The organism is Streptomyces sp. NPDC055955 (genome assembly GCF_042270245.1).
Taxonomy (GTDB): Bacteria; Actinomycetota; Actinomycetes; order Streptomycetales; family Streptomycetaceae; genus Streptomyces.
In genome coordinates, this window is the sequence record NZ_JBHJYS010000007.1 from 191,646 (window position 1) to 206,599 (window position 14,954).

The 14,954-nt window shown below is 69.6% G+C and carries 9 protein-coding genes and 1 riboswitch; of the genes, 5 read left to right on the plus strand and 4 right to left on the minus strand.

Annotation, left to right across the window (positions count from 1 at the left end):
- Positions 1–60: 60 nt before the first annotated feature.
- The gene (locus tag ACFC96_RS16655) at positions 61–1,413 is read right to left on the minus strand and encodes a YibE/F family protein (protein ID WP_376612841.1); all 1,353 of its coding nucleotides are present in this window, start codon (positions 1,411–1,413) and stop codon (positions 61–63) included.
- 71 nt (positions 1,414–1,484) lie between these two features.
- Positions 1,485–1,641: riboswitch (TPP riboswitch) on the plus strand.
- Here ACFC96_RS16655 and thiC point away from each other — a divergent pair.
- Positions 1,634–3,418 carry a phosphomethylpyrimidine synthase ThiC gene (gene thiC / locus ACFC96_RS16660; RefSeq protein ID WP_376255294.1) on the plus strand — a complete coding sequence of 595 codons (1,785 nt, stop codon included), beginning with the start codon at positions 1,634–1,636 and terminating at the stop codon, positions 3,416–3,418. It overlaps the preceding riboswitch by 8 nt.
- Before the next feature lie 148 nt (positions 3,419–3,566).
- Here thiC and ACFC96_RS16665 read toward each other — a convergent pair whose 3' ends face one another.
- From ACFC96_RS16665 to ACFC96_RS16675, 3 genes are all read right to left on the minus strand, one after another.
- Positions 3,567–4,439, minus strand: a complete 873-nt coding sequence (locus ACFC96_RS16665; RefSeq protein ID WP_376255292.1) for a hypothetical protein — start codon at positions 4,437–4,439, stop codon at positions 3,567–3,569.
- Between the two features lie 183 nt (positions 4,440–4,622).
- The gene (locus ACFC96_RS16670; RefSeq protein WP_376255978.1) at positions 4,623–5,804 is read right to left on the minus strand and encodes a metallophosphoesterase family protein; all 1,182 of its coding nucleotides are present in this window, start codon (positions 5,802–5,804) and stop codon (positions 4,623–4,625) included.
- 203 nt (positions 5,805–6,007) lie between these two features.
- Positions 6,008–7,120, minus strand: a complete 1,113-nt coding sequence (locus tag ACFC96_RS16675; protein WP_376255290.1) for a LacI family DNA-binding transcriptional regulator — start codon at positions 7,118–7,120, stop codon at positions 6,008–6,010.
- Positions 7,121–7,532: 412 nt separating this feature from the next.
- On the opposite strand from ACFC96_RS16675, the gene hisC reads away from it, so the two are divergent.
- The 4 genes from hisC to cydD all read left to right on the plus strand — a co-directional run bounded on the left by hisC (position 7,533) and on the right by cydD (position 14,907).
- The gene (gene hisC / locus ACFC96_RS16680) at positions 7,533–8,612 is read left to right on the plus strand and encodes a histidinol-phosphate transaminase (protein ID WP_376612842.1); all 1,080 of its coding nucleotides are present in this window, start codon (positions 7,533–7,535) and stop codon (positions 8,610–8,612) included.
- Between the two features lie 215 nt (positions 8,613–8,827).
- Positions 8,828–10,360 (plus strand): cytochrome ubiquinol oxidase subunit I, encoded by a 1,533-nt coding sequence (locus ACFC96_RS16685; RefSeq protein ID WP_372562943.1) that lies wholly within the window; start codon positions 8,828–8,830, stop codon positions 10,358–10,360.
- Between the two features lie 20 nt (positions 10,361–10,380).
- Entirely contained in the window at positions 10,381–11,385 is a 1,005-nt protein-coding gene (cydB, locus tag ACFC96_RS16690) for a cytochrome d ubiquinol oxidase subunit II (RefSeq protein ID WP_376612844.1), read from the plus strand.
- Between the two features lie 27 nt (positions 11,386–11,412).
- On the plus strand, positions 11,413–14,907 hold the full coding sequence (gene cydD, locus ACFC96_RS16695; protein WP_376612846.1) for a thiol reductant ABC exporter subunit CydD: 3,495 nt from the start codon (positions 11,413–11,415) through the stop codon (positions 14,905–14,907).
- Positions 14,908–14,954: the final 47 nt, after the last annotated feature.

Here is a 14,954-nt window from a genome sequence, read left to right on the forward strand (position 1 = left end):
CACGATCAACTGATGTAACGCTTCAGCAGACCGGCGCCCCGGGGCTGCCCTCGCAGGGGTTCAGCGCTTCCGACGCCGGCCCCTTCCTCCGCGTGCCGGACCGGCCGTGGCAGCGGACGAGGATCCGGGTCGGTCGGCGGAGACCACCAGAGCCGCGAGCGCGGTCGTCACCGGCACCGAGGCGACCAGCCCGATCGAGCCCACCAGAGTCCGGACGATCTCCTCGGCCACCAGTTCACTGTTGGCCACGGTGCCCACACCGCTCTGCGCGATCGAGAAGAGCAGCAACAGCGGCAGCGCCGCGCCCGCGTACGCCAGGACCAGTGTGTTGACCACGGACGCGATGTGGTCGCGGCCGATCCGGATGCCCGCGCGGTACAGGCCGCGCCGGCCCATCGTCGGGTCGGCCTGATGCAGCTCCCACACCGCCGACGTCTGTGTGACCGTCACATCGTCGAGCACGCCGAGCGAACCGATGATGACGCCGGCGAGCAGCAGACCGCTCATGTCGATGGACGGGTAGAGACCGTGGATCAGGCCTGTGTTGTCGTCGGTGTTGCCGGTCAGCGCGGCCCAGCCGATGAACAGCGAACCGAGCAGGCCGATCAGGAGCAGAGAGACCAGCGTGCCGAGCACCGCGACCGACGTTCGGGCCGTCGGACCGTGACACATGTAGAGAGCGATCAGCATGATGGCGCTCGCCCCGACCACCGCCACCACCAGTGGATTTGAGCCCTGGAGGATCGCGGGCAGGATGAAGAAGGTCAACACCAGGAAGCTGACGGCCAGCGCGACGAGTGCCATGACCCCCCGCAGTCGTCCCACGACGACCACGGCCAGCGCGAAGATCCCGGCGAGGAGCGTCATCGGGAGCCTGCGGTTCACATCGGTGACGGAGTACTGAAGTTCTTTGGGTGCGTCGGGCGCGTAGGCCACGATCACCTTCTGGTTCTCGTGCAACTGCCGCGGCGAGTCCGGCTGCACGATCTCCGTGAACGTATGCCCGGTGTCCTTGCCGCCGTCGACACGGACTGTCGCCTTCTCGCACGTGCCCTTCGCCTGCTGCTCGGCGGACCGACCCTCGGCGGTCGACGTATCGCCGGTGGGGGTGTCGCCGGAGGCGTTTACGGACCGGCAGTCGACCTTGTCGACCCGTATGACGGTGCCCTGTTGGGTCTGCCGGTCGAAGCCGACGCCCGTACGGGCATGGGAGGGGGCGCCGCCGGGCCAGAGCACCACCAGGCCGACGACGACCGCCACGGAGAACGGGATGAGCACGGCGGCGATGACCTTGCGCAGATGCTGGGAAACGGGCGCGGCAGGGCCGTGACTGTGGGAGTGGCCGTGCCCTCCGCCCCCCTGGGCGTGCGGCGGATGCGGCGGTGAGGACGGAGACTGCTGCGTGCTGGTCACCGCCCGATCATCGCAAGAACGGCAGGGGCCCTCTGTTCAGCGCGCCAGAAATGGCGCTAGCGTGGGGGCACCTTTGCACACGCGGGAGCTCGGAGCACCGGGCTGAGAGGGCGCTGACCTCCGCTTCGGCGATGTTTCACATGAAACATCGCCCGACGGAAGCCGCTGCGTCGACCGCCGAACCTGTTACCGGGTAATGCCGGCGTAGGGAGTAGGTCTCATGACCACATCGGACGCACGCACGCCTGCCTCCAACCTGTCCGCAGAGACGGGCGAGGCCGGGAAGTCCATCGGCTGGCACAAGGGGTACGTCACGGGCTCACGCCCTGACCTCCAGGTGCCGGTCCGCCAGGTGCACCTCACCAACGGCACGGCGGTCACGCTCTACGACACGTCCGGGCCGTACACCGATCCGAGTGTCGACACCGATGTCCGCAGGGGCCTCGCGCCGCTGAGGGAGAACTGGATCATCAGCCGTGGCGACACCGAGGAGTATGCGGGCCGCCCGGTCCGCCCCGAGGACGACGGCATCAAGCACACCTCGCCGCGCGGCGGTCTGCGCAACCTCGACGCGGTCTTCCCCGGCCGCCCCCGCCAGCCTCGCCGCGGGCGTGACGGCCAGGCGGTGACCCAACTCGCGTACGCCAGGCGCGGGGAGGTCACGCCCGAGATGGAGTACGTGGCCATCCGGGAGAACGTGGAGCCGGAGGTCGTCCGCGAGGAGATCGCCGCGGGCCGCGCGGTCCTGCCGGCCAACGTCAACCACCCGGAGATCGAGCCGATGATCATCGGCAAGCGGTTCCTGGTGAAGGTCAACGCCAACATCGGCAACTCCGCGGTCACCTCGTCCATCGAGGAAGAGGTGGAGAAGATGACATGGGCGACCCGCTGGGGCGCCGACACCGTCATGGACCTCTCCACCGGTCGCAACATCCACACCACGCGCGAATGGGTCCTGCGCAACTCCCCCGTCCCGATCGGCACGGTCCCGCTCTACCAGGCGCTGGAGAAGGTCGACGGCCGCGCCGAGGAACTGACCTGGGAGATCTACAAGGACACGGTCATCGAGCAGGCCGAGCAGGGCGTGGACTACATGACGGTCCACGCGGGCGTGCGGCTGCCGTACGTCCCGCTCACCGCCAATCGCAAGACGGGCATCGTCTCGCGCGGCGGTTCGATCATGGCCGCCTGGTGCCTGGCGCACCACAAGGAGAGCTTCCTCTACGAGAACTTCGCGGAGCTCTGCGAGATCCTCGCGGCGTACGACGTCACCTATTCGCTGGGCGACGGCCTGCGGCCGGGTTCGATCGCGGATGCCAACGACGAGGCACAGTTCGCCGAGCTGAAGACGCTCGGGGAGCTCAACACGATCGCGAAGAGCTTCAACGTGCAGACGATGATCGAGGGCCCCGGGCACGTCCCGATGCACAAGATCAAGGAGAACATCGACCTTCAGCAGGAGGTGTGCGAGGAGGCGCCTTTCTACACACTCGGCCCGCTGACGACCGACATCGCCCCTGCGTACGACCACATCACCTCCGGCATCGGAGCCGCGATGATCGCGTGGTGGGGGACGGCGATGCTCTGCTACGTCACGCCCAAGGAGCACCTGGGCCTGCCCAACCGTGACGACGTGAAGACCGGCGTCATCACCTACAAGATCGCGGCCCACGCGGCGGACCTCGCCAAGGGGCACCCGGGTGCCCAGGAGTGGGACGACGCCCTCTCCGACGCGCGCTTCGAGTTCCGCTGGGAGGACCAGTTCAACCTCGCCCTCGACCCGGACACGGCAAGGGAGTTCCATGACGAGACGCTCCCGGCCGAACCCGCGAAGACGGCCCACTTCTGCTCGATGTGCGGGCCGAAGTTCTGCTCGATGAAGATCTCGCAGGACATCCGCCGCCAGCACGGCGGGACGAAGAGCGAGATCGAGGAGGGCATGGCGGAGAAGTCCAGGGAGTTCGCCGCCGCGGGCAACCGGGTCTATCTGCCGATCGCGGACTGACCTCGCCCGCGCCGCCCGCAGGCGCCGCGCGCTGTCCACCGGTCGCCCTTCGCGGCCGGTGGACAGAGTGTCCCGGGTCCGAGCTACGGCAGGCCCTGGGGCCTCTCGTCCGGATCGGGCTGGGCTCGCCCGATCCGGACGAAAGACCCTAGTCCGGCTGGTGGTCCGGGCCTCCGAAGTCCGGGCTCGTGAAGTCCGGGCTCGAGTAGGTCGGACGCGGGGCCGCAGGGGAGCCGCTGTCGGCGCCCGGGCTGCTGAACCCGGGCCTGTTGTACCCGAGATGCGGCATGCGGCCCGCGGTTCCGGGAACGCCCCCGCGGTTGGCGGGGGCCGGTGGTGGTTCCGCGAGGGCCTCCCGGAGAAACGGCAGGATGCCGCGCTCCAGGAGCACCAGGCACCACGCTTCCCTTGCCCGGTCCAGCTCCTCGTTCGACTCGCTGTGCGCGCCGGCTGGCAAGGACGTCGCGCCGTTGCGCAGAGCGGTGAGCAGCAGGCCCACGCCGGCGACAAGAATGCCCGCGGCCGTGAGCGCGCCGAACACCCAGCCGGCCGTCAACAAGGTCTGGGCGAACGCCGGTTCCGGATCGAGCATCTTCAGGATGTAGCCGACGAGCAGGAAGATCGCGGCAGCCGTCCCGGCGAGCACGGGGGCGAGCACCGCGACGACGGCTATGACGCCGGCGCCGGTGGTCTCCGCCACCTCGCCCACCGTGGCGGCCAGGCCGATCGCTCCGCCGCCGGACTCCGCCGCGCTTCCTTCTTCACGCAGCGGACGCACGGGCCGGGGCGAGGCGCGCAGGTCGGCGCGGACCTTCACGTAGTTCTGGTACTCGGTCGCTGCGGCGGCCGTGATCAGCGCGGTGGCGTTGAGCGCCATGGTGCGTAGTTGTTCGGGGTTGAGCCGCTGGCCCACTGCGGCGAGATCAGGGCGGTCCGGTGCGGTACGCAGCGCTTCATCGAGGATCCGCTCGAACTCGGGGCGGTCCTCGTTCAGCAGGTGCGGAGCGCTGTTCATGTGCATCCCCCGATGCTCCGTAGGGCTTGGGGGCTCGCATGGTTACGAGCCGTCGGGCAGAAACGGAGGGGAGCCTGCTACGGATAAGCCGATGGTAGAGCGGTGACGGCACGCGGTGACAGGGGGTTTCCCGAATTCGGCCCGGTGGCCGGACCGAGGCCCCGTTCGGTGCGCCTGCCCGGGGAACGCCTAGCTATCCATGGGGAGTTGCTGGACCAGCAGCTTTCCGGCCATGGTCACTCCGCCGTCCATCGCGATCGCGAGACCGCCCGCGTACACATGCGGGCCCTCGATCTGCGGGCGGCTGTCCTCGGATCCGTCCGCCGCGTCCTCGGTGCCGACCTCGCCGAGGAGATACGGGATGGGGCTGTGGCCGTGGACGACGCGCGCGCCGCCGTACGCGTCGAGGAGCTCGCGCACGGCTCCGGGTCCGGATTCGTCGCGGAACGCGAAGCGCTTGGTGAACTTGCGGAAGAGGTCCCAGCACTCGTCCGCGTCGTTACGGGTGAGGGTCTCGCGGACCGTGTCGTTGACCGCCTCGATCGAGTCGCCGTAGTCGAGGTACGCGGTCGTGTCGGAGTGCATCAGGAGGTGGTCGTCCTCCAGCTCGATGGCGTCGAGCCGGGACATCCACTGCAGATGGACGTCCTGGAGACGGTCCATGTCCGCCTTCTGACCGCCGTTGAGCAACCAGGCCGCCTGGAAAGTGGCGGTACCCGCGCCCGAGTTGACCGGAGTGTCGCCGAAGCGTTTGGCGCCGAGCAGGAGCAGCTCGTGGTTGCCCATGAGGGCCTTGCAGTAGCCGCCGGCGGCCGCGGCCTCCGCGGACAGTCGCATCACGAGGTCGATGACGCCGATGCCGTCGGGCCCGCGGTCGGTGAAGTCACCGAGGAACCAGAGCCGGGCGGTGCCCGCCGACCAGCTGCCCTCGGCGTCGATGAGGCCTTGCTCGTGCAGGGCCGCGATCAGTTCGTCGAGGTAGCCGTGCACGTCGCCGACGACATACAGCGGGCCTAGGCCGTCGGCGGGACGGGGCGCGGGCTCGGTGTCGATCTGCACCTGGACCGTGTCACCGCGGTTGATGACCGGCAGGTCGCGCTGGGTGGGCGTGTACCCGTCGGGCTGGTCGAACGCGGGGTCCTGAGGCGTCGGCTCCGCGTAGGAGGGCTGCGAGAGCGACGGCTCCTGGTACGCGAGATCCGGCTCCGTCCGCGGGGGCACGGCCGGGGCGGGTGGAGCGGGGTCGTGGCCGGGCTCCTGGACGTTCGCCGGTACGTCATGGACGTACGCGGGAACGCGGAAGTCGCGCAGCGTCGCCGTGCGCACCTCGGGTCCCTGACCGGCCCCCTGAGTCATCGACCCCTCCACCACCATTGCGCCGCCTCTGCACCCGATCGGACTGCCTGGTCGCAGCGGCCCGCGGTGTCGTGCGCCCATCATAGGAATGCAGCTCGCGCTGTGTGATGCACCAGGGGTGGTGAATCCGATCCGGGCGGCTGTTCACCGTGCTTTTCTCCCGAATTGGTACGGGCTTTTCCGGGTGGTCTTCGGGGGGACCACCCGGAAGCCGTCGTTCAGCCCTGTCCCGGGGAGCGGGGCGGGCTGACCGTCGTGCGGGGTGGACGGCGCTGGGACGAGGTCCGGACGATGAGTTCCGTCGGTATCACCTGCTCCACCGTCTGCTCCGATTCAACCCCCTCGATGGCGTCGATCAGGAGCTGGACGACCGCGGTGCCGATCCGCCGTGGCTTGAGCGAGAGGGTCGTGATGGGTGGTTCCGTGGTGGCGTAGACGGCGGATTCGCTGCAGCAGACGAGCAGCAGGTCCTCGGGGACGCGCAGGCCGTAGCGGCGGGCGGCGGCGAGCAGGTCCGTGCCGTTGGGGTCGAAGAGTCCGTACACGGCGTCGGGCCGGTCGGGGCGGGCCAGGAGCCGGTCGGCGGCGACAGCCCCCGCGCACGGATCGTGTGCGGGATAGGACTCGTACACGGGTTCCTGTCCGATCCGCTCGCACCAGTGCAGGTACGCGGAGGTGGACAGATGGGTGTACGTGTCCGTGGTCGTGCCGGTGAGGAGTCCGATGCGGCGGGCCCCCGCGGCGGCGAGATGGTCGAGGATGCCGAGCACGGCGGCCTCGTGGTCGTTGTCGACCCAGGCGGTGACGGGGAGCGTGCCGGCGGGGCGTCCGTCGGAGACGACGGGCAGGCCCTGGCGGACCAGCTCTGTGACCACCGGGTCATGGTCGGACGGGTCGATGACGACGGTGCCGTCGAGAGCGACGTTCGACCACACGTCGTGGCGTGAGGTGGCGGGCAGGATGACTAAGGCGTACCCGCGGGCGAGCGCCGCCGAGGTGGCGGCTCTCGCCATTTCCGCGAAGTACGCGAATTCGGTGAAGGTGAAAGGTTCATCTCCGTAGGTCGTGACGGTCAGGCCGATGAGGCCCGACTTTCCGGTGCGGAGCGTTCGGGCCGCCGCGGAGGGGCGATAGCCCAACCGGTCGGCGACCTCGCGGACATGGCGTCGGGTGGCGTCCGGGAGCCGGCCCTTACCGTTGAGCGCATCGGAGACAGTCGTGATGGAGACCCCGGCGGCGGCGGCAACGTCTCTGATGCCCGCCCGCACCTGCCGGGTGCCCCGGCGGCTGGTCTCCGCCCTGCTCACCTGGTGCTTCCCTGCTGCTGTCATGGCGAGCCGATAGTAGGGCTCATTCGGCGGGGTGGCGTGAGTGCATATGCACGCGTTGACAGGCACGTTTCTGCATGGCCGGACAAAGTCAATGACCTTGGAAATCAAGGAAGTTGAGGGTTTCGGCGCTGGGACGTCACTTGTCGGCGCGCATGGGCCTGCCAAGTCGGCGATGTTGCGAGTAGGTCTCAACTCACCTTCACGGGGGATGCGCGCCACGGCGCGAGCTACCGGCGTGCGTCGTGAGAGGGAGCGCTCCCCCTCCTTCGTACGCCTTCGGGAGGTCCGCGATCGTCGTCAGGGGTGGTGTCGGAGGACCACCTGGGATGTCGGGGGCCCCGGGCCATTGGGGTCTGCCGCGAATCCTCTTAAGGTGAGCAGTATTGAAATGGTGGTCGCGAGGAGGACTGCGGTGAGCGAGACGAGCCCCAAGCTGCGTGCCGAGCTGGAGGGTATTCCCACCTACAAGCCGGGCAAGGCTGCCGCGGCCGGGGGGCCGGTGGCGTACAAGCTGTCCTCCAACGAGAACCCCTATCCGCCTCTTCCCGGCGTGATGGAGAGCGCCGTCGCGGCGGCCGGATCCTTCAACCGCTACCCGGACATGGCCTGCACCGGGCTGATGAACGAGCTGGCGGAACGCTTCGCGGTGCCGGTCACGCACCTGGCCACGGGCACCGGCTCGGTCGGGGTCGCGCAGCAGCTGCTCCAGGCGACCAGCGGTCCCGGCGACGAGGTCATCTACGCCTGGCGTTCCTTCGAGGCGTATCCGATCATCACGCAGATCAGTGGCGCCAAGGCGGTGGAGGTGCCGCTGACGTCCGGCGAGGTCCACGACCTCGACGCGATGGCCGACGCGATCACCGACCGCACGCGCCTGATCTTCGTGTGCAACCCGAACAACCCGACCGGCACGGTGGTGCGCCGGGCCGAGCTCGAGCGGTTCCTCGACCGGGTCCCGAGCGACGTCCTGGTCGTGCTCGACGAGGCGTACCGCGAGTTCATCCGTGACGCCGAGGTGCCGGACGGGGTCCAGATCTACCGGGACCGTCCGAATGTCGCCGTGCTGCGGACGTTCTCCAAGGCGTACGGGCTCGCGGGCCTGCGGGTCGGTTTCGCCATCGCCCACGAGCCGGTGGCGGCCGCGTTGCGCAAGACGGCGGTGCCGTTCGGCGTGAGCCAGCTCGCGCAGGATGCGGCGGTCGCCTCGCTGCGGGCCGAGGACGAGCTGCTCGGCCGGGTCGGCTCGCTGGTGTGTGAGCGCAACCGTGTTGTCGAGGCGCTGCGGGCGCAGGGCTGGACGGTGCCGGAGTCGCACGCGAACTTCGTGTGGCTGCGGCTGGGGGAGCGCACGGCGGACTTCGCCGCGGCGTGCGAGCAGGCCGGTGTGGTCGTGCGGCCGTTCGCCGGCGAGGGCATGCGGGCGACGATCGCGGAGGCCGAGGCCAACGACGTCTTCCTGAACACGGCGGCGGCGTTCCGCAAGGAGCTGTAGGCCCGGCGGCTGCGGCCGCTCTGTGACGCGGTGGGGGTTCCCCGGAGTAAGGGGGGACCCCCCTTCTGCTGTCCGGAGCCGGTAGTACATAATGCTTGTGAATGTGAACGCTTTCACAAGCGTGCCCGGTTGATCCGGAGAGCAGTGGGATTAAAGGGGCATATTGCCGCTGGACCACGGCGACTTAAGGAGATGACGCAGTGGACCCGACGTTGATGGCTCTGGCGCCGGAAACTCTGGCGCGATGGCAGTTCGGCATCACGACCGTCTATCACTTCCTTTTTGTCCCCCTGACCATCTCGCTCGCCGCCCTGACGGCGATCCTCGAGACGGCCTGGGTGCGGACGGGCAAGGAGCACTACCTCCGGGCGACCAAGTTCTGGGGCAAGCTCTTCCTGATCAACATCGCCATGGGTGTCGTGACCGGCATCGTGCAGGAGTTCCAGTTCGGCATGAACTGGTCGGACTACTCGCGCTTCGTCGGCGACATCTTCGGCGCTCCGCTCGCCTTCGAGGCGCTCATCGCCTTCTTCTTCGAGTCGACCTTCATCGGCCTGTGGATCTTCGGCTGGGACAAGCTCCCGAAGAAGCTGCACTGCGCCACGATCTGGCTGGTGTCCATCGGCACGATCCTGTCGGCGTACTTCATCATGGCCGCCAACTCGTTCATGCAGCATCCGGTCGGCTACCGGATCGTGGAGCGGGACGGCACCAAGCGCGCCGAGCTGACCGACTTCGCCGCCGTGCTCTTCCAGGAGACGGTGCTCGTCAACTTCTGGCACGTGATCAGCGCGTCGATCCTGGTCGGCGGCGCGTTCATGACCGGCATAGCGATCTTTCACCTGCGCAAGAAGCAGCACATCCGCACCATGCGGATGTCGCTGCGCCTCGGCCTGGTGACGGCCATGGTCGGCACGCTCCTCACCGTCGTCAGCGCGGACACGCTCGGCAAGGTGATGTACGAGCAGCAGCCGATGAAGATGTCGGCCGCGGAGGCGCTGTGGGACACGGAGAAGCCGGCGCCGTTCTCGATCTTCGCGTACGGCGATGTCTCCAAGGGCCACAACACGGTCGCCATCGAGGTCCCCGGCGTGCTGTCCTTCCTCGCCAAGAACGACTTCAACGCCGAGATCCCCGGGATCAACGACATCAACAAGGCGGAGCAGAAGAAGTTCGGGCCCGGTGACTACCGCCCCAACATCCCCACCGCCTACTGGTCGTACCGCTGGATGATCGGCTTCGGCGGTGTCTCGATGGCCCTGTGCACGGCGGGTCTGTGGCTCACTCGCCGCAGGTTCTGGCTGGCGCCGGAGCACCGCACCGGCGAGGACGAAGTGCCGAAGCTGATGCTCACCAAGAACAAGGAGCTGATGCCGAAGCTGGGCATCTGGTGGTGGCGCCTGTCCCAGTGGACGCTGATCTTCCCGATCATCGGCATCTCCTGGGGCTGGATCTTCACCGAGACCGGGCGCCAGCCATGGGTGGTCTACGGCGTGCTCAGGACCCGGGACGCGGTCTCCCCCGGCGTCTCGCAGGGCGAGGTGCTCACCTCCCTGATCGTGTTCGCGCTGGTCTACGCCGCGCTCGCCGTCATCGAGGTGAAGCTGATGGTCAAGTACATCAAGCAGGGTCCGCCCGAGCTCACCGAGGCCGACCTCAACCCGCCCACCAAGATCGGCGGCCCGGGACCCGGAGCGGATTCCGGCGACGCCTCCGATGCCGACCGGCCCATGGCCTTCTCGTACTGAGACTGAGGAGCTGCTGAGGCATGGAACTTCACGACGTCTGGTTCGTACTCATAGCGGTCCTGTGGATCGGCTACTTCTTCCTGGAGGGGTTCGACTTCGGGATCGGGGTCCTCACCAAGGTTCTCGCCCGTGGACGCACCGAGCGGCGCGTCCTGATCAACACCATCGGACCCGTCTGGGACGGCAACGAGGTGTGGCTTCTCACGGCCGGCGGTGCGACCTTCGCCGCCTTCCCGGACTGGTACGCGACGCTCTTCTCGGGCTTCTATCTGCCACTGCTGATGATCCTGGTCTGCCTGATCGTGCGGGGAGTCGCCTTCGAGTACCGGGCGAAGCGGCCCGAGGAGAAGTGGCAGACCAACTGGGAGCACGCGATCTTCTGGACCTCGCTGATCCCGGCGGTGCTGTGGGGCGTGGCCTTCGGGAACATCGTGCGCGGCGTGAAGATCGACGCGCACAAGGAGTTCGTGGGCAGCTTCTGGGACCTGCTCAACCCGTACGCGATCCTCGGCGGTCTGGTGACGCTGACGCTCTTCACCTTCCACGGCGCGGTGTTCGCCTCGCTCAAGACGGTGGGCGACATCCGGGTGCGGGCACGGAAGACGGCGCTGGGACTCGGTCTGGTGGCTGCCGCCTTCGCGCTCGCCTTCCTGATCTGGACCCAGGCCGACAAGGGCGACGGCTCGTCGCTGATCGCAATGATCGTCACGGTGGCCGCCCTCGTCGGCGCCCTCGTCGCCATCAAGGTGGGGCGTGAGGGCTGGTCGTTCGCGCTGTCCGGCATCACGATCGCGGCAGCCGTCGCGATGCTCTTCCTGACGCTGTTCCCGAACGTCATGCCGTCTTCGCTCGATCCGGACTGGAGCCTCACGGTCACCAACGCCTCATCGAGCCCCTACACCCTGAAGATCATGACTTGGTGCGCGGCGGTGGCGACGCCCATCGTGCTGCTCTACCAGTCGTGGACCTACTGGGTGTTTCGCAAGCGGATCGGCACGCAACACATCGCCGACGCCGCACACTGAACCCCTGATGACGAGGGTGTGTTTCACGTGAAACCGATCGACCAGCGCCTGCTCCGGTACGCCAGGGCCACTCGCCTCTTCCTGATCGCGGTGGTGGTCCTCGGCGTGGCCGGGGCGGGCCTGGTCATCGCTCAGGCGATGCTCATCGCCGAAGTGGTGGTGGGGGCTTTCGAGCACGGCCTGGATGTCTCCGCCCTGCGCACACCGCTCCTGCTGCTTGCGCTGGTGGCGGCCGGGCGCGGTCTGGTCTCGTGGCTGACCGAGCTGGCCGCTCACCGGGCCAGCGCGGCGGTCAAGTCGGAGCTGCGCGGACGGCTCCTGGAGCGCGCCTCCCAGCTGGGCCCGGGGTGGCTCGGTGGGCAGCGGACCGGATCCCTGGTGGCGCTCGCGACACGGGGTGTCGACGCGCTCGACGATTACTTCTCGCGCTATCTGCCGCAGTTGGGCCTCGCGGTGGTGGTGCCCGTGGCGGTGCTCGCGCGCATCGTCACCGAGGACTGGGTGTCCGCGGCGATCATCGTCTGCACACTTCCTCTGATCCCCGTATTCATGATCCTCATCGGTTGGGCCACCCAGTCCCACATGGACCGCCAGTGGCGGCTCCTGTCCCGGCTCTCGGGGCACTTCCTGGACGTGGTGGCCGGCCTTCCGACACTGAAGGTGTTCGGTCGGGCCAAGGCACAGGCCGAGTCGATCCGCCGGATCACCGGCGAGTACCGGCAGGCGACGATGCGGACCCTGCGTATCGCCTTCCTGTCGTCGTTCGCCCTCGAACTCCTCTCTACGCTGTCGGTCGCCCTGGTGGCCGTGACCATCGGCATGCGGCTCGTACACGGCGACATGGACCTCTACGTGGGACTCGTCATCCTCGTCCTCGCGCCCGAGGCCTACTTGCCGCTGCGTCAGGTCGGCGCGCAGTACCACGCGGCGGCCGAGGGGCTCGCCGCGGCGGAGGAGATCTTCGCCGTCCTGGAGACCCCGGTGCCGCCGTCAGGCGCCGGCGCGGTGCCCGCCGCCACAGGTATCGCCTTCGACGGAGTGACCGTCCGCTATCCCGGCCGGTCCGCGGACGCCGTCTCGGAGGCCGACTTCGAGGTCGCCCCCGGGGAGACGGTGGCACTCGTCGGCCCGAGCGGCGCGGGCAAGTCGACGCTGCTGAGTGCGGCGCTCGGATTTGTCCGTCCCCAGGCGGGGCGGGTTCTCGTCGGAGGTGCCGATCTGGCCGGTCTCGACCGGGAGGCGTGGCATGCGCGCGTGGCCTGGGTGCCTCAGCGGCCGCAGCTGTACGCCGGGTCGATCGCGGACAACGTGCGGCTCGCGCGGCCCGACGCGTCGCCCGCGGAGGTCGAGGACGCCTTGCGCGAGGCGGGGGCCCAGGACTTCGTCCGTGCGCTGCCCGACGGCGCGGACACCCTGCTCGGCGAGGACGGGGCGGGGCTCTCGGCCGGACAGCGGCAACGGCTCGCCCTGGCGCGGGCGTTCCTCGCCGACCGGCCGGTGGTGCTGCTGGACGAGCCGACGGCCGCGCTGGACGGCGAGACCGAGGCGGGGATCGTCGAGGCGGTCCGCAGGCTCGCCGCCGGCCGGACCGTTCTTCTGGTGGTGCACCGTCCCGCGCTGCTGGCCGTCGCCGACCGGGTGGTGCGTCTGGACGTACCGCGTTCCCCCGCGGCGCCGGGGGAGACGGCGGCACGTCCTGTGCCGACGGCCCAGGCGGCCGAACTGCCTGTCTTCGTAGAGGACGAGCACGAAGCGGCCCGCTCCCGACAGAGCCGGGGCAGTGTGCTCTCGCGGGTGCGAGGCGCCACACGGGCACGGCGGGGGCGGCTCGCCCTCGCGCTGCTGCTCGGCGCGCTCGCCCTCGGCAGCGCCGTCGGACTCATGGCGACCTCCGGGTGGCTCATCTCGCGGGCCTCGCAGCAGCCGCCCGTGATGTACCTGATGGTCGCCGTCACGGCGACCCGCGCCTTCGGGATCGGGCGCGCCTGCTTCCGGTACGGCGAGCGGGTCGTGTCGCACGACGCCGTGCTGCGGATGCTCGCGGACACCCGGGTCGCCGTCTACCGACGGCTGGAGCGGCTTGCCCCGGCGGGCCTGCGCGCGACGCGCCGAGGAGATCTCCTCTCCCGGCTCGTCTCCGATGTGGACGCCCTCCAGGACTACTGGCTGCGCTGGCTGCTGCCCGCGTCGGCCGCCGCGGTGGTCGGTGCCGCCTCCGTCGCGTTCACCGCCTGGATGCTGCCCGCCGCCGGCGCCGTGCTCGCCGTAGGCCTGCTGCTCGCGGGAATCGGCGTGCCGCTGCTCTCCGGAGCCGTCGCCCGCCGCGCCGAGCGCCGCCTGGCCCCCGCGCGCGGGACGCTCGCCACCCGCGTGGCCGAACTCCTCACCGGCACCGCCGAACTGACCGTCGCGGGAGCGCTTCCCGCGCGCACCGCGCAGGCGAAGGCCGCCGACTCCGTGCTGACGCGGATCGCGTCCCGCGCCGCCACCGCCACCGCGCTGGGCGACGGCCTCACCGCGCTGATCACCGGCCTCACCGTGGCCGGTGCCGCGCTCGCCGGGGTGCAGGGAGTGCGCGAGGGCCGCCTCGACGGAGTCCAGCTCGCGGTCGTCGTCCTCACGCCGCTGGCCGCGTTCGAGGCCGTCATGGGACTCCCGCTCGCCGTGCAGTACCGCCAGCGGGTCAAGAAGAGCGCCGAACGGGTCCACGAGGTCCTGGACGCGCCGGACCCCGTACGGGAGCCGGAAGCGCCCGCGCAGGCGCCGCAGGACCCCTTCCCCCTGCTGGTACGTGGCCTCGCCGCGCGCCACGACGGGCAGGGTCGGGACGCGCTCCACGGGGTCGATCTCACGCTGGAGCGGGGCCGCAGGGTCGCTGTCGTCGGCCCGTCGGGATCCGGAAAGACGACGCTCGCCCAGGTCCTGCTGCGGTTCCTGGACGCGGGTGAGGGCGCGTACACCCTGGCCGGGCAGGACGCGTACGGGCTCGAAGGGGACGCGGTGCGGCGGCTCGTCGGGCTGTGCGCGCAGGACGCGCACCTCTTCGACAGCTCGGTGCGCGAGAACCTGCTCCTTGCCAAGAAGGACGCCACCGACGACGAGCTGCGCGAAGTCCTGGCCGCCGCGCGCCTCCTGGAATGGGCCGATTCGCTGCCCGACGGTCTCGGCACTCTCGTGGGCGAACACGGCGCGCGCCTGTCCGGAGGCCAGCGGCAGCGGCTCGCCCTGGCCCGCGCCCTGCTCGCCGACTTCCCTGTCCTCGTGCTCGACGAGCCCGCCGAGCACCTCGACCTGCCGACGGCGGACGCGCTCACGGCGGACCTTCTGTCTGCGACCGAGGGGCGCACGACGCTGTTGATCACGCACCGGATGGCCGGCCTCGACGCTGTGGACGAGGTGATCGTCCTCGACGCGGGACGGGTCGTGCAGCGCGGCAGGTACGAGGATCTGATGGCGGTCGACGGGCCGTTGCGCGCCCTGCGGGAACGCGAGCGGGAGGCGGAGCTGTTGGCGGCCGGGTAGCCACGTGCACCGGGTAGCCACGTGCACCGGGTAGCCACGTACAACCG